The 21,408-nt window shown below is 71.2% G+C and carries 13 protein-coding genes; 9 read left to right on the top strand and 4 right to left on the bottom strand.

The genetic code is table 11. The features are described 5' to 3' along the window. Positions 1–620: 620 nt before the first annotated feature. Complete coding sequence (locus AB0M54_RS11115) at positions 621–1,241, bottom strand: response regulator transcription factor (RefSeq protein ID WP_364470447.1); 621 nt, start codon at positions 1,239–1,241, stop codon at positions 621–623. Positions 1,242–1,307: 66 nt separating this feature from the next. Beyond that, a complete protein-coding gene (locus tag AB0M54_RS11120; RefSeq protein ID WP_364322640.1) occupies positions 1,308–1,625 on the bottom strand; it encodes a hypothetical protein in 318 nt (105 codons plus the stop codon). 281 nt (positions 1,626–1,906) lie between these two features. On the opposite strand from AB0M54_RS11120, the gene AB0M54_RS11125 reads away from it, so the two are divergent. The 5 genes from AB0M54_RS11125 to AB0M54_RS11145 all read left to right on the top strand — a co-directional run bounded on the left by AB0M54_RS11125 (position 1,907) and on the right by AB0M54_RS11145 (position 9,473). Beyond that, positions 1,907–2,995: an ABC transporter substrate-binding protein gene (locus AB0M54_RS11125; RefSeq protein ID WP_364322638.1), complete on the top strand. Its 1,089-nt coding sequence runs from the start codon at positions 1,907–1,909 to the stop codon at positions 2,993–2,995. A 180-nt stretch (positions 2,996–3,175) separates the two neighbouring features. Continuing rightward, positions 3,176–5,920: an AbfB domain-containing protein gene (locus tag AB0M54_RS11130; protein WP_364470449.1), complete on the top strand. Its 2,745-nt coding sequence runs from the start codon at positions 3,176–3,178 to the stop codon at positions 5,918–5,920. A 57-nt stretch (positions 5,921–5,977) separates the two neighbouring features. Beyond that, entirely contained in the window at positions 5,978–7,498 is a 1,521-nt protein-coding gene (locus AB0M54_RS11135; protein ID WP_364322634.1) for a sugar ABC transporter ATP-binding protein, read from the top strand. After that, positions 7,495–8,460: an ABC transporter permease gene (locus AB0M54_RS11140; RefSeq protein ID WP_364470451.1), complete on the top strand. Its 966-nt coding sequence runs from the start codon at positions 7,495–7,497 to the stop codon at positions 8,458–8,460. Before AB0M54_RS11135 ends, AB0M54_RS11140 begins: the two co-directional genes overlap by 4 nt. Continuing rightward, positions 8,457–9,473 carry an ABC transporter permease gene (locus AB0M54_RS11145; RefSeq protein ID WP_364322630.1) on the top strand — a complete coding sequence of 339 codons (1,017 nt, stop codon included), beginning with the start codon at positions 8,457–8,459 and terminating at the stop codon, positions 9,471–9,473. The genes AB0M54_RS11140 and AB0M54_RS11145 overlap by 4 nt, the downstream gene beginning before the upstream one ends. A 308-nt stretch (positions 9,474–9,781) precedes the next feature. Here AB0M54_RS11145 and AB0M54_RS11150 read toward each other — a convergent pair whose 3' ends face one another. After that, entirely contained in the window at positions 9,782–12,916 is a 3,135-nt protein-coding gene (locus tag AB0M54_RS11150) for a DUF6531 domain-containing protein (protein WP_364470453.1), read from the bottom strand. 146 nt (positions 12,917–13,062) lie between these two features. Between AB0M54_RS11150 and AB0M54_RS11155 the strand changes: the two genes are divergently transcribed. Both AB0M54_RS11155 and AB0M54_RS11160 read left to right on the top strand, forming a co-directional pair. Then, positions 13,063–13,293 (top strand): hypothetical protein, encoded by a 231-nt coding sequence (locus AB0M54_RS11155; RefSeq protein WP_364322626.1) that lies wholly within the window; start codon positions 13,063–13,065, stop codon positions 13,291–13,293. Continuing rightward, a complete protein-coding gene (locus tag AB0M54_RS11160) occupies positions 13,290–13,889 on the top strand; it encodes a hypothetical protein (protein ID WP_364322624.1) in 600 nt (199 codons plus the stop codon). Before AB0M54_RS11155 ends, AB0M54_RS11160 begins: the two co-directional genes overlap by 4 nt. 37 nt (positions 13,890–13,926) lie before the next feature. Here the strand turns inward: AB0M54_RS11160 and AB0M54_RS11165 are convergent, their stop codons facing one another. Further along, positions 13,927–14,529 carry a response regulator transcription factor gene (locus AB0M54_RS11165; RefSeq protein ID WP_364322678.1) on the bottom strand — a complete coding sequence of 201 codons (603 nt, stop codon included), beginning with the start codon at positions 14,527–14,529 and terminating at the stop codon, positions 13,927–13,929. A 189-nt stretch (positions 14,530–14,718) separates the two neighbouring features. Between AB0M54_RS11165 and AB0M54_RS11170 the strand changes: the two genes are divergently transcribed. Beyond that, positions 14,719–18,015: a BTAD domain-containing putative transcriptional regulator gene (locus AB0M54_RS11170; RefSeq protein WP_364470455.1), complete on the top strand. Its 3,297-nt coding sequence runs from the start codon at positions 14,719–14,721 to the stop codon at positions 18,013–18,015. Between the two features lie 73 nt (positions 18,016–18,088). Beyond that, positions 18,089–21,400: a BTAD domain-containing putative transcriptional regulator gene (locus tag AB0M54_RS11175; protein ID WP_364322620.1), complete on the top strand. Its 3,312-nt coding sequence runs from the start codon at positions 18,089–18,091 to the stop codon at positions 21,398–21,400. Positions 21,401–21,408 lie beyond the last annotated feature (8 nt).

The raw sequence follows: 21,408 nt of genomic DNA on the forward strand, positions 1-21,408 counted from the left end.
TCGTACGGATCAAGGAGACACGACGTCAGCGAGCGACCAACACCCATTTTCAGCCCGGAACGGGCCACCTCGCCAGAGGCGACAGGGACTAGCCCGCAGGCGACCGGCCCATCCGGGCCGGCGAGAGCGCGAACACGGTCGACGCGGCCCAGCTCAGAATCGTGCACGCGCCCACCGTCCGATGTGGCCCGGCCGACGTGCGGTCGCCGAGGCCACATCAGGCCGTCATTCCGGAGCCGTCCACCTGATGGTTGGCACGAGTCCGCCGGCCATGAAGAGTGGCTCCATGACCTGCATCGTCGGGATCACGGATGGGCGGACCGTGACCATTGGTGGGGACTCGGCCGGAAGCGACGGGTGGCACGTCGCCGTGCGGTCGGATTCCAAGGTGTTCCAGGTGCGGCCGAGCTCACCGAGGGCGTGCGGCCACCCTTCGCCGTGGTGCAGTCGGAGTGACCTCGGGTTCATGCGCGGCTGGATGACGCCGACGCGGAGGGCACAGCCGGCACGGGTGAGTCGATCTTCTCCAGAGCAGGCTCGCTCATGCATGGCAGCGGATCTGCCGGCAAGGCGGCGCTCACGGCCCCGCTTGAGACATTGATCGAAGAATCACCGCGTGGCTAGATCACGCCGGCGCGGAGGGCGTAGGCGACGGCGTGGGAGCGGTTGCGGAGGTTGAGGCGGTGGGTCACGCCGTAGATGACGTTCTTGACGGTGCGCTCGGAGTAGCAGAGTTTGCCGGCGATCTCGTTGGTGTCGAGGCCGTCGGCCATCAGGCGGAGGACGTCGACCTCGCGGGAGGACAGGCCGCCGGCGCCGCCGGTCGGGTTCAGGACCTCGCGCTGCAGGCGCTCGACGTGCTTGATCAGCTCGCCGACCAGGGCCGGCGGCAGCACGCCACCACCGGTGACGGCGGCCTGGACGGCCCGGGCCAGGCGCTCGCCGGAGACCACGGCGCGGGGCAGCACGGCCACGACCCGGCACTCGACGGCGGTGAGCAGGTCGGCCTCGGAGACCTCTTCGACGATCAGCACGACCGGCGCGGTGCTGTCGGCGGCGGAACGACGCAGCGCCGCCAGCGACTCGGGGCGCAGCCGCTCGGTCGCCACCACCCGGACGGACGCCTCGGTCCAGCGGTCCGCCGGCAGCAGGGTCAGCTCGGTGCACTCCTGGAGGTGGGTGAGCAGACCGGCGCGGGTGAGCGGGTCGGACGACTGGACGGCGACGCTGATCTTCTCCATGCCGACCAGTCAAAAGCTTGACGCTTCACGAATCCTTCAGAGTCGCTCCATAAATCTGGAGCGGGCCTAGAGGCGCCGCGCCTGGCGTAGAGCCGAGATGTATTTGGGCAGCTCATCGGCCGCCGCTTCGAGCCGGCCGGGCACTGTCTGGTCTTGGAAGACGGCGTCGGCGACCATCTGGGCGGCGGGGCCGGGCAGGCCGTCGAGAGTGGGCGTGTCGAGTTCGCGCCACAGCCGGATCACGCGCAGCCGTTCGCAGACCGCGGCGAGCGTGCACTCGAGCGCGGCCACCAGACGGTCGGCTTCCTCCGCCTCGATCGTCAGCCGGCCGTCGCCGGCGAGATCGAGGAAGACGTCGCCGGCGAAGGGCTGTTCCTCGGACATGACACAAGTTCATCAGTGTTGGACGCGCGGCGCGACCCCGTGATGCGTGGAGTGCCCGCCCGAGCAGGCACGTCTGCCCAAAAGACGCCATGCATCGGGGTCGATCATGCCCGCCCGCCGCAACCCGGCTCTGACCTGCGAGAGAGCGCTCCATCACGGACCCGTAAACGTTTGCGCGTGCGACCTTGACAACAAAAGTTCGATGGTGGGTGAATGTGTTTCCGGGTGATTACCCCCTGATGTCACTCAGTTCGACGAAAGCCCCTCGAAGGAGCTATGTCATGAGCGCTCGTTCCGGCCGCATGCGGCCGGCGATAGTCACTCTCAGCGTTGCCCTGCTGGCGATCAGTGCGTGTGCGAAGTCGGAGGACAACGGCTCCGGCAGCGGACCCACCACCGGATCGTCCGGAGGCGCCCAGGTCGTGGAGTCGGCCGCGCCCGGCGTCGCCAGCTGCACCCTGCAGCAGTACGGCGGCACCAAGGTGGACCTGAAGACCGCGAAGGTCGGCTTCTCCCAGTCCGAGAAGGAGGCCAACCCGTTCCGGACCGCGGAGACCAAGTCCATCCAGGACGAGGCGGCCAAGGTCGGCATCCCGTCCGGCAACCTGACCACCTCGAACGCCAACTCGCAGTTCAACAAGCAGATCAGCGACGTCGAGCAGATGATCGACTCGGGCGTGCAGCTGCTGATCATCGCGCCGCTGAACTCGGACGGCTGGGACTCGGTGTTCGCCAAGGCGGCGGCCAAGAAGGTCCCGATCATCACCATCGACCGCAAGATCAACGCGAAGTCCTGCACCGACTACCTGACCTTCATCGGGTCGGACTTCGAGAAGCAGGGTCAGCGCGCGGCCGACGAGATGGCCAAGGCGCTGGGCAACAAGGGCAAGGTCGCGATCCTGCTCGGCGCCCCGGGCAACAACGTGACCACGCTGCGGACCAAGGGCTTCAAGGACCAGATCGCCAAGGTCGCGCCGGATGTTCAGGTCACCTTCGAGCAGACCGGCAACTTCTCCCGCGAGGAGGGCCAGAAGGTCTCCGAGCAGCTGCTGCAGTCCAACGGCGACATCAACGGCATCTACGCCGAGAACGACGAGATGGCCCTGGGCGCGATCGTCGCGCTGAAGGGCGCCGGCAAGAAGGCCGGCGACGTGAAGATCGTGACGATCGACGGCACCAAGGGCGCCGTGCAGGCGGTCGCGGACGGCTGGGCCTCGGCGGTCATCGAGTCGAACCCGCGCTTCGGCCCGCTGGCCTTCGAGACGGCGACCAAGTTCTTCAACGGTGAGCCGATCCCGGAGGACATCATCATCTCCGACCGGCAGTACGACGCCAGCAACGCCAAGGCGGACCTGAACAGCGCCTACTGATCCGACCACGACGGGCGACGCCGCTTCCAGCACTCGGAGGCGGCGCCGCCGGTCGTGACCACGCCCGGTAAAGAATGTTTCCAGAAAAAGGCCACATAGACCGACGTCTATTGCCAGCGGATGTGTCCGCGGGACACGATGAGTTCCCCCAACAGCGCACTTTCTCGAAGGAGAGAGAACGTGACTGCACATCCCCGCTCTCGACGATGGCTCACCGGCCTGGCCGCGGCACTGATCGCCTCCACCGGGGCGGTCGTCGTGAACGCCGCGCCGGCCGCTGCCTTCGTACCCAAGACACCCCCGCTGACCACGCCCTGGACCGGCCAGGTCTCCACCACCAATCCCCTGCCGGAATATCCCCGCCCGCAGCTGACCCGCCCGGACTGGCAGAGCCTCAACGGCATCTGGCAGTTCGCCCGGGCGAGCAACACCAACACGCCACCGGTGGGCCAGACGCTGGCCGAGGAGGTGCTCGTCCCGTACCCGATTGAAAGCGCTCTCTCGGGGATCATGCGGCACGAGAACTTCATGTACTACCGGAAGAACTTCACCGTCCCGGCCGGCTGGTCGGGGCGCAACGTACAGCTCAACTTCGGCGCCGTGGACTGGCAGTCGAAGGTCTGGGTCAACGGCGCCCTGCTGGGTACGCACGAGGGCGGTTACGACAAGTTCTCGTACGACATCACCAGCGCCCTCCGGGCCGGCTCGAACGAGGTCATCGTCGGCGTCTGGGACCCGGTCGAGGGCCAGGACATCCCGGTCGGCAAGCAGCGCCTCAACCGCGGCGGCATCATGTACACGCCGTCCTCGGGCATCTGGCAGACGGTCTGGCTGGAGCCGACCACGGCCCAGCGCGTCACCCGGCTCGACACCACCCCGAACGTCGCCGCCGGCGGCCTCGACCTGGTCGTGCAGGGCACGCAGGCCGGCGCCGGCGTGACGGCCCAGGTGCTGAACGGCGCCACTGTGGTCGGCACGGCGACCGGCACGGTGGGCAGCAGCTTCCGCGTACCCGTACCCAACGCCCGGTTGTGGACCCCCGACGACCCGTTCCTCTACAACCTCAGGGTGACCATGGCCGGCGGCGACGCCGTCGGCGGCTATTTCGGCATGCGCTCGGTCGGCAAGGCGATGCTCGGCGGCACGCTGCGGCCCACCCTGAACGGCAAGTTCGTGTTTCAGCTGGGCACGCTCGACCAGGGCTTCTGGCCGGACGGCATCTACACCGCGCCGACCGACACCGCGCTCGCCTTCGACCTGGAACAGCAGAAGGCGCTCGGCTTCAACATGGTCCGCAAGCACATCAAGGTGGAGAACGACCGCTGGTTCTACCACGCCGACCGGCTCGGCCTGATGGTCTGGCAGGACATGCCGGCGCTGGCCAGCGGCCGCGAGCCGTCGACCGTCGGCCGGCAGCGGTTCGAGCGTGAGCTGCGCGAGATGATCGACGAGCACAAGGGCATCACCTCGATCGTGCAGTGGGTGCCGTTCAACGAGGGCTGGGGCGAGTACGACGCCGGCCGCATCGCCGACCTGGTGAAGAGCTGGGACCCGACCCGGCTGGTCAACCACAACTCCGGCTCCAACTGCTGTGACTCCGACCCCGACCCGGGCAACGGCGACGTGATCGACGACCACCAGTACGTCGGCCCGGGCATCAGCCGCCCGCCCACAGCCACCCGCATCTCGGTCAACGGCGAGTACGGCGGCCTCGGCCTGCGTACCCCCGGTCACCAGTGGCCGAGCGGCGGCGAGTTCGCGTACGAGTGGTTGCCCGACTCGAACGCCCTGACCAACCGCTACATCCAGATCACCGGCCGGCTGGTTGACCTGATCAACGGCAACGGGCTGTCCGGTTCGGTCTACACCGAACCGACCGACGTGGAGGAGGAGCTCAACGGCTTCTTCACGTACGACCGGCAGATCCGCAAGATGGACTTCGCGCGCGTCCGGGACACCCACCTCCGGGTGCTCGGGGCGGCCAACGGCACCACGCTGTCGCTGAACAAGCCGGCCTCGCTGCGGGTGACCACCACCGGATACACCGACCGCTACCTGCGGCACCGCGACGGCGCCGCGCGCACCGATGTGATCAACGCGAGCAGCGCGGTCGGCGACAAGCAGGACGCCACGTTCTTCGTGAGGGCCGGCCTGTCGAACAGCGCCTGCTATTCGTTCGAGTCCCGCAACTTCCCGGGCCGGTACCTGCGGCACCGGGCGAACCGGGTGTACAGCGAGGCGAACAACGGTGGCACCTTCACCGCCGACGCCACGTTCTGTGCCCGGCCGGGGCTCTCCGGCGGCGGCACCTCGCTCGAGTCGGCCAGCCTGCCCGGCTCCTACCTGCGGCACCGTAGTGAAGAGGTGTGGGTCGAGGCGGGCACGGGTGGCGCGTACGCGCAGGATGCCACCTGGGCGGTCAACTCGGGCTGGTGGCGCAGCGGCGCCGACCTGCCGATCGGGCAGCGGCGGTCGTTCCGGGTCACCACGCCTGGCTTCGACACGCGTTACCTGCGGCACCGGGACGGGCTCGCCCGCACGGACGTGATCACCGCGAGCAGCGCGGCGGCCGACCGGCTGGATGCCACCTTCATCGTCAAGGCCGGCCTGGCCGACAGCAGCTGCTACTCGTTCGAGTCGGCGAACTTCGCGGGCCAGTACCTGCGGCACGCGAACTACCGGGTGCAGAAGGCGTCGAGCGACGGGACGACGGTGTTCCAGCAGGACGCCACGTTCTGTGCCCAGCCGCCGCTGAACGGCGGGTCGGGGAACGTCTCGCTGGAGTCGTTCAACTACCCCGGCTACCACTGGCGGCACTACGGCGAGGCCGTCTACATCGCCGGCAGCGGCGGCGGCAACGCCTGGGACAACCCGTCCAGCTACAACGCCGACACCACGTGGAACAACGCGGCTCCGCTTGGTTAGCGCTAACAAAAATGTCAGACCTTGACGGATTATGTTGAGAAGTGAGTGAATGCGTTCATGCCGCTGTTAGAGGTCGCCGGCGTCACCAAGACGTTCCCGGGCGTCCGCGCTCTGGACGATGTCTCGTTCACGCTGAACCAAGGGGAAGTTCACGCCCTGGTCGGCGAGAACGGCGCCGGTAAGTCCACTTTGATCAAGGTGCTCACCGGCGTCTACCAACCCGACGACGGCGAGGTGCGCTACCGCGACCAGAAGGTCTCCTTCGGTACGCCGATGGACGCCCAGAAGGCCGGGATCTCCACGATCTATCAGGAGGTCAACCTCATCCCCTTGATGAGCGTGGCGCACAACCTCTTCCTCGGCCGCGAGCCGCGCACCAGGTTCGGCACGCTGGACGAGGGGCGGATGAATCGCGAGGCGGCGGACATCCTGCGGCGCTACGGCGTCACCACGGATGTCCGTCGCCAGCTCGGCACGCTCGCGCTCGGCGCACAGCAGATGGTCGCGCTGGCCCGGGCGGTGATGATCGACGCCCGCGTGGTGATCATGGACGAGCCCACCTCGTCCCTGGAGCCGCGCGAGGTCGAGACGCTGTTCGGCGTGATCCGGGACCTGCACGCCCAGGGCATCGGCATCGTGTACGTCAGCCACCGCCTGGACGAGCTCTACCGGATCTGCGACGCGGTGACGATCCTGCGCGACGGCAAGCTGGTGCACACCGGCCGGCTCGAGAACCTGGAGCGGATCAAGCTGGTGTCGCTGATGCTCGGGCGGGAGATGTCCGAGGTGCGACGGGAAGGCGCGACCGCGTTCTCCGGCGAGCACACCGGCTCGGAACAGGCCGCCCCGGTGCTGAAGGCGACCGGCCTGAACAGCCGGCACAAGCTGCACGACATCAGCTTCGACGTGCGGCCCGGCGAGGTGGTCGGGCTGGGCGGCCTGCTCGGCGCCGGGCGCAGCGAGACGATCAAGGCGATCGGCGGGGCATACCCGCTGGACGCCGGCGAGATCGAGGTCGGAGGCAAGCCGTTCAAACGGCCGACCACGATCGGCGCGGTCAAGGCGGGCATCGCCATCCAGCCCGAGGACCGCAAGGCGGAGGGCATCATCGCCGGTCTGTCCGTACGCGAGAACATCGCCCTCGCCATCCTCCCCCGGCTCTCCCGGCTCGGGGTGGTCTCCGAAGCGAAGATCGACAAGGTCGTCGACATCTACATGCGACGGTTGCGGATCAAGGCGTCCAGCCCCGATCAGCGGGTCGGCGACCTGTCCGGCGGCAACCAGCAGAAGGTGCTGCTGGCCCGGCTGCTGGCCACCCAGCCCAAGGTGCTGCTGCTGGACGAGCCGACCCGCGGCATCGACGTCGGCGCCAAGGCCGAGGTGCAGGGCCTGATCGACGAACTGGCGGCCGAGGGCCTCGGCGTGGTGCTGGTCTCGTCGGACGCCGATGAGCTGATCGAGGGCGCCGACCGGGTCGTGGTGCTGCGCGACGGCGTGGTGGTCGGCACCCTCACCGGCGACCAGGTCACCGCCGAGGACCTGCTGGACACCATCGCCACCGCGGGAGGCAACGCATGACGACTCTTTCCTCTCCCGCGCGCGGTCTGGACCTTGCGAAGATCAAGAGCTGGTTGCCCACGTACGGCGTGTACGCCGCGATCGTGCTGCTGATCCTCTTCAACATCATCTTCACCCCGAACTTCCTGACCTGGAGCAACCTGCGCATCCAGCTGATCCAGGTGGCGCCGATCGCGATCGTCGCGCTGGGCATGGCGCTGGTCATCGGAACCGAGGGCATCGACCTGTCGGTCGGCTCGGTGATGGCGCTCGCGGCCGCGCTGATCCCGCTCTACCTCGGCTACGGCGTGGCCGGCGCGATCCTCATCTCACTGGTCGCCGGCCTGGCCGTCGGCCTGGTCAACGGCACCCTGGTCGCCCGGGTCGGGCTGCAACCGATCGTCGCCACGCTCGCGCTCTTCGTCGGCGGCCGCGGCCTGGCCCTGGTCATCTCCGGCGGCCAGCTCAAGGACATCCGCAACGACGACCTCATCTTCCTCGGCTCCGGTGACCTGTTCGGCCTGCCGGTCCTGGTCTGGATCGCCGCGGCGCTCGTGCTGATCGTCGCGTTCGTGGTGCGCCGCACCGTCTTCGGCCGCCGCCTCCTGGCCATCGGCGGCAACCGCAAATCGGCCGAGCTGGCCGGCCTCCCGGTCAAACGAGTCCTGATCACCGTGTACGTGATCTGCTCGGCCCTCGCCTCGATCGCCGGTGTCCTGGCCGTCGCCCGCATCCAGTCCAGTGACGCCTCGGCGGTCGGCCTGCTGATCGAACTCTCCGCGATCACCGCGGTCGTGGTCGGCGGCACCCCGCTCACCGGCGGCAAGGTCCGCGTGCTGGGCACGGTGGCCGGCGCCCTGCTCATGCAACTGGTCGTGGCGACCATGATCAAACACAACCTGCCGGCGTCGACGACCGAGATCGTGCAGGCCGTGATCATCCTGGTCGCCGTCTACGTCGCCCGCGAGAGGAAGACCCGGTGACTCAGTTGGCTACCGAACCCGAGGTTCCCGCGGTCGTCGCGGCGGACGTGCGCCGGGCGGAGCGCACCGACCGGATCGTCGGCCTGGTCCAGCGCCAGGGCGCCCTGGCCGTGCTCGTCGTGGTGGTGATCATCGCGTCGATCACCTGGCCGAACTTCCGCACGTTCGACAACGCCGGCACGATCCTGGTGGCCGCGGCGCCGCCGATGCTGATCGCGCTGGGCATGACCTTCGTGATCATCACGGGCGGGATCGACCTGTCGGTGGGCTCGCTCTACGTGCTCGGCGGGGTCGTCTCGGCGTACGCGTCGCAGTGGGGCGTCGGTGCCGCGTTCCTGGCCCCGCTGCTGGTCTGCGGGCTGATCGGCATCGCGAACGGGCTGCTCATCGCGTACACCAGAATGGCGCCCTTCATCGTCACCCTGGCCGCCCTGCTCGGGGCGCGCGGCCTGATGCGCGCGATCAGCACCGAGGGTTCGGAGACCTACCTGGTCAAGAGCGACGCGTTCCGCTCGTTCGGCACGGGCTCGTTCCTCGGCATCGGCTACCCCGTGTGGCTGGCCGTGGTGCTGGTCGCGATCGGCATCGTGGTGCTGTCCCGCACCCGGTTCGGGCACGCGGTCTACGCGATCGGCGGCAGCGAGGACGCGGCCGGCCTGATGGGCATCGCGGTGCGAAGGACCAAAATCTGGGTGTACGTCCTGAGCGGACTGCTCGCCGGCCTGGCCGGGGCGATCAACGCGGCGAAACTCGGCTCCGGCGTGACCGTGCTGGGCACCGGCATGGAACTCGACGCCATCGCCGCCGTGGTGATCGGCGGAACCCTGCTGACCGGCGGCGCGGGCACCATCGCGGGCACCGTGGCCGGCGTCCTCCTCCTGGGCGTCATCCAGAACATGATCAACCAGGTCGGCAACGTCCAGTCCAGCTACCAGCAGGTGATCAGCGGCGCCTTCCTGGCCGTCGTCGTGGTGGCCCAGACCTACTTGGCCAAACTCCGCCGCGTGACCTGACAACCCGCCGCCTGACCATCTTGGACGTCGCGCGCGCATCGCCGCCATCTCGCCAACCGCCTGCTGATCTTGGCGATTCGGCGCGCGCACCGCCACCTCCCCCACCCCTCTGGGTGGGCGGTGAATGTAGCGCGCGACTACGACCGGATCCGGCGGTTATCCACAGCCCGGGGTGCCCAGCTACCACTGTGCGGAACGGCCGGGTCGCGGCGATCCGAGGGGCCGCGCAGGGCATGCGCGCCCACCGGCGTCGTCGGCCAGCCCGATATGTAGGGATCCGCCGCAACACGTCTCCGGGTCGTAAGGACCTACCAGTGCGCGGAGAGCGCCGCCCGGGTCGCGGCGATCTGCTGGGCCGCGTAGACCGTGCGGGGCTCCCAGGAATCGTCGGCCGGGCGGGGCACGAGGGGGTCGGCCGCGTAGAGGTACGGGTTGGGGCCCCCGCGCAGGCCTCGGCGGTCGGGGCTCAGGTAACGGGCGGTGCCCGGGTCGTAGTAGCGGCCCCGGTCGTGGTGCAGGCCGGTCTCGGCGTCGCGGTAGTGGCCGGGGAAGCGCAGCGGCGTGGCTGAGGTCGGGTCGAGGCCCCACAGGGTGGCCCGGCGCTGCCAGACGCGTTCGCCGGAGGGGTCGATCAGGTCGGTCGGTGTGCCGGCCTCGTCGGTGACCACCACGCCGATTCGGCCGTCCTCGACCTGGGCGACCACGTGGCCGGTAGCGGGGTGGTGGACCCAGGTGGTCACCCGGACCGGTCCGTCGCCGACGGTGTGGTGCTGTTCGACCAGGCGGTGGCCGAGCCAGCGGAAGGTGAAGCGCTCGAGGGCGCACTCCTTGGCGATGCGCCGGCCCAGGCCGTCGTACCGGTAGGTCCAGCGCACGCCGTCGGGGGTGGTGACCGCGGTCATCCGGTCGGCGTCGTCCCACTCGTGCTCCCAGTGCCGGCCATCGGCCGCGGCGCGGCGGATCAGCCGGCCGGCCGCGTCGAAGACCTGCTGGTCGCCGGTCGCCGGGGTGATGAGCAGGCCGGTCGGGTCGTACGCGTAGCGCTCGGTGCCGAAGCCGGTCACCCGGCCCAGGGCGTCGCGGTCGATCTCGCGGCGCTCGCGGCGGTCCTCGATCGCGATCACGTCGCCGTGGGCCCGCCGGAACTCGCGTCGCTCCCGGCCGATGACCTGCGCCACGGGGCGGCCGGCGGCGTCCCGGGAGGTGGCCACCACGACGGCGCCGTCGAGCCGGCGGGTGATCTCGGCACCGAACCGGTCGTACTCGAAGGTGAGCGTGTGGCCGGCGATCCGGGCGACGGCGTCGTGCTCCCATGCGGCCCGGCCGGTGACCACGCCGTCGAGACTCTCGGCGATCACCCGCCCGGCGTCGTCACGCCACACCTCGACGCGGGCGCCGCCGTGGACGGCCGCCCCGGCCAGGCGGCCGTCGGATGTCCAGGAGAAGCGGGTCACCCGGTCGCCGACGCGTTCCTCGGTCAGCCGGCCGGCGTCGTCGTAGGCGTACCCGATCGCGCCGTCCCGGATCAGGCGGCCGTGCCGGTCCCAGGCGAAGGTCCGCTCCCGCCCCTGGAAGTCGGTCTCGCGTGCGGGGCGGCCGGCCGCGTCGTACTCGAACCGCCAGGTCTGGCCGAGCTCGTTGGTGACGGTCAGCGGGCGGTGCTCGGCGTCCCAGCGGTGGATGCGCCGGCCGCCGGTGGCGTCGGTGCGGGTCACCGGGTGCGCGGCCGAGCCGTACTCCCAGGTGGTGCGGCCGCCGCGGGCGTCGGTGTGCGCGATCGGGCGGTGCTGGGCGTCCCACTGGGTGGTGACGGTCACCCCGACCGGGTCGGTGACGGCGATGACCTGCCGGTGGTCGTTCAGCGTGCAGGTGGTGGCGGCGCCGGACGCGTCGGTCACCACGGTGCGCCCGGGCTCGTACGCGAAGGTGCTCTTGCCGGACCGGACGCAGCGGCCCGTCCGGTCGTACCCGAAGCTGTCGGAGCCGCGCCGGACCACCCGCCCGGCCGGGTCGTACTCGTAGGCCGTGCCCCCGCCGCGCACCAACCGCTCGTCGCCGTCGTAACCAAATGCCACCGCGCCGATCGCGACCACCCGGCCGTCCTCGGTCCCGATCGCGATCCGCGCGCCGCACGTCCGTCGCACCTCGACCGGCACGCCGAGCCCGTTGCGCCGCACGTCGACCCGGTGCCCGCCGAGCGTGATCGCGGTGAGCCACGCCGCCCCCTCGCCGTCGGGCGGGGCGAACCACCACGAACACCCGCTCGCCGGGTCGATGACGACAAAACCGCCTTCGGGGGTACGCGAAAGCGGGCGATCCGTGCCGTGCCGCGGGTGGGCCACCCCGGACGGGCTGGGCGCCGGATAGCTGAACAGCGTCCCGTCCTCGAGCATCAGGTGCAGCCCGTCGTCCTCGACCTGCACCCGCTGGTCCATCGTGGACATCCAGCCCGGCCCGAAGAACCGGCCGGCCTGCTGATCCGACCGATGCGTGCGGGACAACCGGATCGGCAGCTCGCCGGGCACGTCCAGGTCGGTCTCGGTGATCACGACCCGGCCGGCGCCGACGTCGACGTGGTCACGTAACGCCGCCGGGGCGGCCGAGGCTGGGTGGGCCCGCCGGCCGGTCGCGGTCAGGCTCTTCGTGACGACGACCGCCGCCGGCCCCGGCCGCTCCACCTTCACGCCGGCGAAGTCCGCGGCCACCGGCCGCCATCCGGCCCGCAGCCCGGCCACCGTGGTCATCCCGACCACCCCGGGTAATCCGCCGAGCACCCCGAAGACCAGGCCCAGCCCGTTGCCCCGGCCGGCGGTAAGGTCGGCCAGAGCCACGCCGAGCAGCGGGCCACCGACCGCGGGGGCCAGCCAGGACGCCGGGGCGCAGGCGGCCAGCGCCACCGCGCCGGTGGCCACCGACACCCACTTCGCCGATTCGCAGGTCGCCTCCCACAGCATCTGGAAGCCGTCGGCCAGCTTGTCCCAGAACGACCGCGGCGGGATGCCCGCGGCCGAGGCCACCCGGATCTCCTTGGCGCAGGTGGCGGCGGCGTCCTCGCGGACCTGCCGGGCCTGCTCGGCCAGCACCTTGGCCGCGTCGAGGGCGAGGCCGTCACGGGCTTCGGTCAGGGCCCGGTCGGCGTCGGCCTGCGCGGCGCGGAGCCGGGGGACGTACGCGGACAGGGCCTCGGCCGCCATCCGGTGCGAGGCGCAGACCTGCCGGATCTGCTCGGGGAAGTCGCCGTACTGGTCGGCGAACCGCTCCGCCGACAGCCCGGTCCAGGCGAGCACCGCCTCGTCGCCCATCGAGCGGACGGCCAGGCCCGCGGCCTCGGCGTCGTCGGCGAACCGCATCAGCCGACCGGCCAGGGCCTCGGCCGCCTCGCAGGATCCCGGCGCCGGGTCCGACTCCAGGTCCAGGACCCACCAGTCGAGCGGGCGAGACATGCGGTCCTCCTCGGGTGTTGCACAACGCTGCAAATGGTGGGCACCCAACTCCCGCGAGGAAACGACTTGGGGCGAACAGACCTCATGTCAGGTCCGTTCATCCCGATCGGCCATGACCGTCGCGGGGGCTTTGGCACAGTGCTCGTGTGGATCACTCGGAGGTCGAAGGGCTGAGCCGCGCCCTTCAGGACGTGTCGGCGGCGATGTGGACCGCCCCGGAGTGGATCACCGGCACGATCGGCGATCCGGCCGTCGACGGCGCCATCCGGCAGTTCGAGTCCGGCTGGGCCGACGGCCGCGTCCAGGTTCAGGAGAACTGCAAGACGCTGGGCGACCTGGCCGACCGGGCGCTACGCCGGTCCGGGGCGGCGGGATGACGGGCGCCGTCGCGCCCACCGGTTTCGCCCTCTCGGTGCCGCCGAGCTGGTACGAGGTCGACCTGCACCCGCAGACCCGGAACGGCTCGATCACCAGCCTGGTGCGCGACCGGGTGACCGAGGTGCCCGCGCTCGAACCGCACCGCCTCGCGCTGACCCACGCCCTGCGCGCCGCCGCCCGGACCGCCCATTCGCATGGTGCGGTCTACTGCGGGGTGCTGGCCGAGGGCTTCGACGCCGCGCTGCTCACCGCCACAGTGACGGTGTCGGTGGTGGCCGCGCCGGGCGAGGTGGCCGCGGTCGGCAAGCACCTGCGCGCCATCCCGGAACGCGGGGCGGACAAGCCGTGGCGGGTCGTCGAGGACGTCGAACTGCCGCACATCGGCCGGGTCACCCGGACCCGGGGTGTCGAGGACGTGCCGATGCCGGACGGCGCCGGCTGGGTGCGGACCGCCCTGCTGCAGACCTTCGTGCCGTTCCCGGGCGCCGGACCGGCCCGCGTCGCGCTGGTCACCGGCAGCAGCCCCGCGCTGCCGCTGGCGGCCGAGATGCACGACCTGTTCGACGCGGTGACGACCACCTTCCGCTTCCTCTGACCGCCGCGACGCGGAAGGTGGCCGGCGCGTCCGGGTCCTAGAAGACCCCGGCCCGCATCGCGTAGGCCACGGCGTGCGAGCGGCTCTTCAGGTTGAGCCGGTGCGTCACGCCGTAGAGCACGTTCTTCACGGTCCGCTCCGAGTAGCAGAGCTCGGCCGCGATCTCCGGGGTCTCCTTGCCGTCGGCCAGCAGCCGGAGCACGTCGATCTCCCGGGCGGTCAGGCCCGAGGCGTTCAGCCCGTTCGGGGCGAGCACCTCGCGCTGAAGCCGGTCCACGTGCTTGAGCAGCTCGCCGACCAGGCTGGGCGGGATCACCCCGCCGCCGGCCACGGCGGTACGGATGCAGTGGCGCAGCCGGTCCTCGGTCAGCGCCGACCGGGGCAGCACGGCCACCACCCGGCACTCGACGGCGGTCAGCAGCTCACCCTCGTTGAGCTCGCTGACCACCAGCACCACCGGCTTCCCGGTGGCCTCGGCCGCGCGGCGCAGGCTGGACACCACATCGTGGCGCAGCCGGTCGGCCGCCACCACGGCGACGTCCGACGCGGCCCAGTCCTCCACGATCTCCACACCGGGGTCCTTCTCGATCAACCCGGCCAATCCGGCGTGACTCAGTGGATCCTGCGCCTGCAAGACGATCTTCACGGGGTCTCTCTCCTCACGACCAATCGACACTTCTCAGTCTGGGGAGGGGGGCTCCAGGGATTCTTCACACTTCCTCCATCCGGATCAACAACCGTCTGGTGGGACCCGGAGAACAGTGCTTGTAGAGATGGACGACAATGTCCGGGCCGGGGGGCCGAAACGGGGTGGCGTCGAGGGGGGCGGATGAGCGGAGAATTGCACGCGGAGGTGTTAGGCCAATTACGCGCAGTTGTCGACGGCGCCGACGTGGCCCTCGGCCCCTCCCGCCAGCGTGCTGTCTTCGCCGTACTGGTTTCGCAGGTCGGACGGGCGATGACCCGCGACGAGCTGGTCGACGCGGTCTGGGGGGACAGCGCACCGGCCAGCGCGGGAGGCAGCCTGCACACTTATGTGTCCGGGTTGCGGCGCGTTTTGGGTTCGGCTGCGGAGCGTCTTTCCACGGTTGCCGGCGGTTATCAATTGACGGCGTCGTCGGTCGATGTCGAAAAACTGACACATTGGCGGGGCGAGGCCGGCCGGCGGTTCCAGCAGGGCGATCTGCCCGGCGCCATAGCGGCGCTCGACCAGGGAATCGCGCTTTGGCGCGGCGAGCCGTACGCGGACGTTTCCGGACCGTACGTGGAACAGGAACGACAGCGGCTCGCCGAGATGCGCCTGAGCATGCTGGAACAGCGCGCCCGCGCCGCGCTGGAGCTGGGCCGCGGCGGTGAGGTGGTGACCGAGCTGCAGGGCCTGGTCCGCGATCATCCGCTGCACGAAGCGCTCTACGAGCTGTTGATGCGCGCGCTGGCCACCTCCGGGCGTACCGCCGACGCTCTCGAGGTTTATCAGACCGCGCGCGACACGCTGATCGCCGAGCTGGGCATCGAGCCCGGCGCCACCCTGCGCAAACTCCAGAAAGACCTGCTGGCCGGCGACGCCACCGAGACTGCGCCGGCCCCGGCGGCGCGCCCCGAGCCACTCCCCCGGCTCCAGATCGCGCCCGCACACGTCACCCGGGCCCGCTCCGGCGTCCCGTTCGTCGGGCGCCACGACGAACTCAGCCTGCTCAGCGGCCTGGTCGACGACCTGGCCCAGGGGCGGGGCAACGCGGTCTGGCTGGAGGGCGAGGCCGGCATCGGCAAGTCCGAGCTGCTCGCCGCCGCGTTCGCCCGGACCACGGCGGCCGGCTGCCAGGTCGCCTGGAGTGTGGCCGACGAACTGGGCCAGCGGGTGCCGTACCAGGTCCTGATGGAAGCTCTCGGCCTGGAGAGCACGTCCAGCGATCCACGGCTGGCCGCGGAGGCCGAGCGGGTGCAGGGCGAGGGCGACACCGGCCTGCTCGCCTTCGTGCGGGAGGCCTGTCTCCAGGCGCCGCTGCTGCTGATCGTGGACGACATGCACTGGGCCGACGAGTCCAGCGTGCTGGCCTGGGGGCGGCTGGCCGGCGCCGTGCGGCGCCTGCCGCTGCTGCTGGTGGCCGCGACCCGGCCGGACACCCGGCTCGGTCAGCTCCGCCGGGCGCTGATCGGCCGCGAGGCGCACATGCTCGATCTCGAGCCGCTGAGCACGCCCGAGGTCGAGACGCTGATCGGTGGCATCGTCGGTGGCGCGCCCGGCGAAGGACTGCGGTCGCTGGCCGCCCGCGCCGGCGGCAACCCGCTCTACACCCGGGAGATGGCGGCCGACCTGGTCCGGCAGCGGTCGGTCACGGTGATCGACGGCGTCGCCGAGGTCGCCGAGTCGGTGGTGGACAAGATGCCGGCCTCGCTGATCGGCGCGGTCCGGCGCACCCTCGAGTCGCTGTCCCCGGACACCCAGGAGGTGCTCCGGCTGGCGGCGTTGCTGGGTATGGAGTTCGCCGCGGCCGACGTGGTGGCGCTGACCGGCCGGTCGCCGGTGCTGCTGGTGCGTACGTTCGACGAGGCCGTCGCCGCGCACGTGATCGTCGAGTCCGGCCGGTTCCTGACCTTCCGCCACCCCTTCCTGCGCCAGGCGCTGCACGACGCCATCCCGTTCCCGCTCCGGGCCACCTTGCGCCGGCACGCGGCCGAAGCGCTGGCCCAGGCGGGCAGCCCGGTCAACCGGATCGCCGAGCAGCTCGCGGCCGAGCCCATGGTGATCGACACCTGGGTGGTTCGCTGGATCATCGGCAACCTGACCCGGCTCATCGAGCAGGCCCCGCGCATGGTCGCCGACCTGCTCCGCCAGGTGCTGGCCACCGACGTGCCGGCCCGCGACCAGCGCGAGCTGCTGCTCGTGGCGACGACCAAGCTGCTGTTCCGGCTGGACGAGTTCCCGGAGACCGAGGGGCGCGAGGCGTTGAGCGTCGCGACCGATCCGGCCGACCGGGCCGAGATGCGTCAGCTGCTCGCGGCCATGCGATACCGGCGCGGCGACAAGCACAGCGCCATCACCATGCTCAACGAGGCGCTGGAACAGCCCGACGCGCCGGAAATCTGGCGGACCCGGCATCAGGTCCTGCGGGCCCAGTTCAGCCGTGGTGACCTCGGTGACCTGGACAAGGCCGAACATCAGGCGATCGAGACGTTCGAGCTGGCCGATTCCGCGTACGAGGCGGCCTTCGCCCTGCAGACCCGCTGGCTGGTCGATTCGATCCGCCGCGATCACCTGGCCGCCCTGCACCACATCGACACGGCCATCGAGACGCTCGGCGAGCAGGACGCCGCCCTGCTCTACGACCTGATGGACAACCGGGTGTTCTCGCTGCAGAACCTGGACCGGCTCAAGGAGGCCGGCGAGACCATCCGCTCCGGCGCCGACGTGGCCCGGCGCCACGGCCTGCCGGCCACCCTCCAGGTGGCGTCGGCGGTGCAGTTCTACTGGCAGGGCCGCTGGGACGAGGCGCTGACCGAGATCAACGCGGTCACCAGCACCGATCCGGGCATGACCTTCCACGGCACTCGGGAACTGCCGGCGGTCGCCATGCTGCTGCACGGCGTGGCCGCCCTGATCGCCGGCCGGCGTGGCGAGTGGGCCACCGCCCAGGCCCACCTGGACGCCGCCGACGCCCAGCTGCCGACGACCGCCTCCGAGCGGGAGGCCTGTGACTTCCTGCTGATGGCCCGGTCGCTGATGCTCGAGCGGGAGGGCCGGCCCGAGGAGGCGCTGGCCGTGGTGAAGCCGCTCTGGGAGTCCACCTACGCGCCGATGATGCTGCGCCACCAGTGGCTGCCCGACATCGTCCGGCTGGCCGGCGTGGTCGGCGATGACGAGGTGGCCACCAGCGCGGCGGCGACCTGCGCGGACGAGGCGGCGGCCGAGACCGTGCCGGCCCGGGCCTTCACCGCCGCGGCCCGGATCCGCACGCTGCGCACCGGCAACCCGGAACACGCTCGGCAGGCGGCCGAGCACTACCGTTCGGTCGGGCGGGTTCCCGAGCTGGCCGCGGCCCTGGAGGAGGCGGGCGATCCGGCCGCCGCCGAGATCTATCGTTCGCTCGGCGCCGCCTGGGATCTCCGGCGGCTGAAGGGGGCCTGACTTTTAGTTTCAGGGCATCATTCGAGTGGGCGGGGGGCCACGGGAAGAAACGCACAGACGTCGAGGGGGGCGGATGAGCGGTGAATTGCACGCGGAGGTGTTAGGCCAATTACGCGCGGTTGTCGACGGCGCGGACGTGGTCCTCGGCCCCTCCCGCCAGCGTGCTGTCTTCGCCGTACTGGTTTCGCAGGTCGGACGGGCGATGACCCGCGACGAGCTGGTCGACGCGGTCTGGGGGGACAGCGCACCGGCCAGCGCGGGAGGCAGCCTGCACACTTATGTGTCCGGGTTGCGGCGCGTTCTAGGTCCGGCTGCGGAGCGTCTTTCCACGGTCGCGGGCGGTTATCAATTGACCGCGTCGTCGGTCGATGTCGAAAAACTGACACAGGGCCGGAGCGAGGCCCATCGCCGGCTGCGCGAGGGGGATCGCGCGGGGGCGATCGCCGCCCTGGACGCCGGGCTCGCGCTGTGGCGCGGTGAGCCGTACGCGGGTGTCACCGGACCGTACGTGGAACAGGAACGGCGACGGCTGGGCGAGATGCGGCTGGGCATGCTGGAGCAGCGCGCCCGGACCGTGCTGGAGCTGGGCCGCGGTGGCGAGGTGGTGACCGAGCTGCAGGGCCTGGTCCGCGATCATCCGCTGCACGAGGTTCTGTACGAGTTGCTGATGCGCGCGCTGGCGAGCTCCGGGCGTACCGCCGAAGCTCTCGAGGTTTATCAGACCGCGCGCGGTGTCCTGATCGCCGAGCTGGGCATCGAGCCCGGAACGGCGCTGCGGAAGGTGCAACGCGACCTGCTCGCCGGTGAGATCGCCGAGGTCGCGCCGCCGGTCGTCGCGCCGCCGCCACCGCCCGTCCCGGAACCGATCCCGCGGCTGCGGATCGTGCCCGCGCATGTCACCCGGGCCCGTTCCGGCGTCCCGTTCATCGGGCGCCGCGACGAACTGGAGCTGCTCAGCGGCCTGGTCGACGACCTGGCTCAGGGCCGGGGCAACGCGGTCTGGCTCGAGGGCGAGGCCGGCATCGGCAAGTCCGAGCTGCTCACCTCGGCGTTCGCCCGGGCCACCGCGGCCGGCTGCCAGGTCGCCTGGGGCATCGCCGAAGAGCTCGGGCAGCGGGTCCCGTTCCAGGCGCTGATGGAGGCCCTCGGGCTCGAGACCACGTCCAGCGACCCGCGCCTGGCCGCGGCGGCCGAGCGGCTCCAGGGCGAGGGCGACACCGGCCTGCTCGGGTTCATCCGGGAGGCCTGCCTGCGGGCGCCGCTGCTGCTGATCGTGGACGACATGCACTGGGCCGACGAGTCCAGCGTGCTGGTCTGGGGCCGGCTGGCCAGCGCCGTCCGGCGGTTACCGCTGCTGCTCGTGGCCGCTTCCCGGCCGGACACCCGGCTGGGCCAGCTCCGCCGGGCGCTGATCGGCCGCGAGGCGCACATCCTCGACCTGAAGCCGCTCAGCACGCCCGACGTCGAGACGTTGATCGGCGACATCGTCGGCGGCGCGCCCGGCGAAGGACTGCGGTACCTGGCCGCGCGGACCGGCGGCAACCCGCTCTACACCCGGGAGATGGCGGCCGACCTGGTGCGCCAGCGGTCGGTCACGGTGGTCGACGGCGTCGCCGAGGTCGACGGCACGGTCGCCGACCGGATGCCCGCCTCGCTGATCGGGGCGGTCCGGCGCACCCTGGAATCGCTGTCCCCGGACACCCAGGAGGTCCTGAGGCTGGCCGCGCTGCTCGGCATGGAGTTCGCCGCGGCCGACGTGGTCGCTCTGACCGGCCGATCGCCGGTGCTGCTGGTGCGTACGTTCGACGAGGCCGCCGCCGCGCACGTCATCGTCGAATCCGGACAGTTCCTGACGTTCCGGCATCCGTTCCTCCGGCAGGCGCTGCACGACGCGATCCCGGTCCCGCTTCGGTCCACCTTGCGGCGGCACGCGGCCGAGGCGCTGGCCCGGGCGGGCAGCCCGGTCAACCGGATCGCCGAGCAACTGGCCGCCGAGGTGCTGGTGGTCGACACCTGGGTGGTCGGCTGGATGACCGGCAACCTGACCCGGCTGATCAAGGCCGCGCCACGGGTCGCCGGCGACCTGCTGCGCCAGGTGCTGGCCACCGACGTGCCGACCCGGGAACAACGCGAGACGCTGCTGCTGGCCACGACCAAGCTGCTGTTCCGGCTGGACGAGTTCCCGGAGGCCGAGGCGCGCGAGGCGCTGGGCCTGGCCTCGGCGGTGCCCGCCCGCGAGGAGATGCGCCACCTGCTCGCCACCATGCGGTACCGGCGCGGCGACGAGCACGGCGCGATCGGGCTGCTCAACGAGGCCCTCGAACGGCCCGAGGTGCCCGAGCTCTGGCGGACCCGGCACCGGATCCTGCGCGCCCAGTTCAGCCGGGGCAGCCTCGACGACCTGGACAAGGCCGAACACCGCGCGGTGGAGATGCACGAGCTGGCCGACTCGGCGTACGAGAAGGCCTTCGCCCTGCAGACCCGCTGGCTGATCGACTCGATCCGCCGCGACCACCTCTCCGCCCTGAACCACGTCGACCAGGCTATCGAGACGGTCGGCGACGAGGACGCCGCCCTGCTCTACGACCTGATGGACAACCGGGTGTTCTCGCTGCAGAACCTGGACCGGCTGGACGAGGCGGGCGAGACCATCCGCTCCGGCGCCGACGTGGCCCGGCGGTACGGCCTCCCGGCCAGCCTCCAGGTGGCGGCGGCCGTGCAGTACTACTGGCAGGGCCGGTGGGACGAGGCGCTGACCGAGATCAGCGAGGTCACCGACACCGATCCGGCCATAACGTTTCATGGCACCCGGGAGCCACCGGCGGTGGCCATGCTGCTGCACGGTGTGGCCGCGCTGATCGCCGGTCGGCGGGGCGACCCGGCCACCGCCAAGGCCCACCTGGAGGCGGCCGAGGCGCAACTGCCGGCCACCATCGCCGAGCGGGAGGCCTGCGACTTCCTGCTGATGGCCCGGTCGCTGACCCTGGTGCAGGAGGGCCGGCCGGAGGACGCGCTGGCCGTGCTCGCGCCGCTGTGGGAGCCGACGTACGCCCCGCTGATGCTCCGCCACCAGTGGCTGCCCGACATCGTCCGGCTGGCCCGCTCGGTCGGCAACGAGGAGGTGGCCGCGACCGCGGCGTCGACCTGCGCCGACGAGGCGGCGGCCGAGACCGTGCCGGCGCGGGCGTTCGCGGCGGCGGCCCGGATCCGCACGCTGCGCACCGGCAACCCGGAGCACGCCCGGCAGGCCGCCGAGCACTACCGCGCGGTCGGCCGGCTCCCGGAGCTGGGCGCGGCGCTGGAGGAGGCCGGCGACCCGGCCGCCGCCGACATCTACCGCACCCTGGGCGCCGCCTGGGACCTGCGCCGGGTCAAGGGAGTGTGAGGGCCGGG

Source organism: Actinoplanes sp. NPDC051470 (assembly GCF_040682035.1).
Taxonomy (GTDB): Bacteria; Actinomycetota; Actinomycetes; order Mycobacteriales; family Micromonosporaceae; genus Actinoplanes.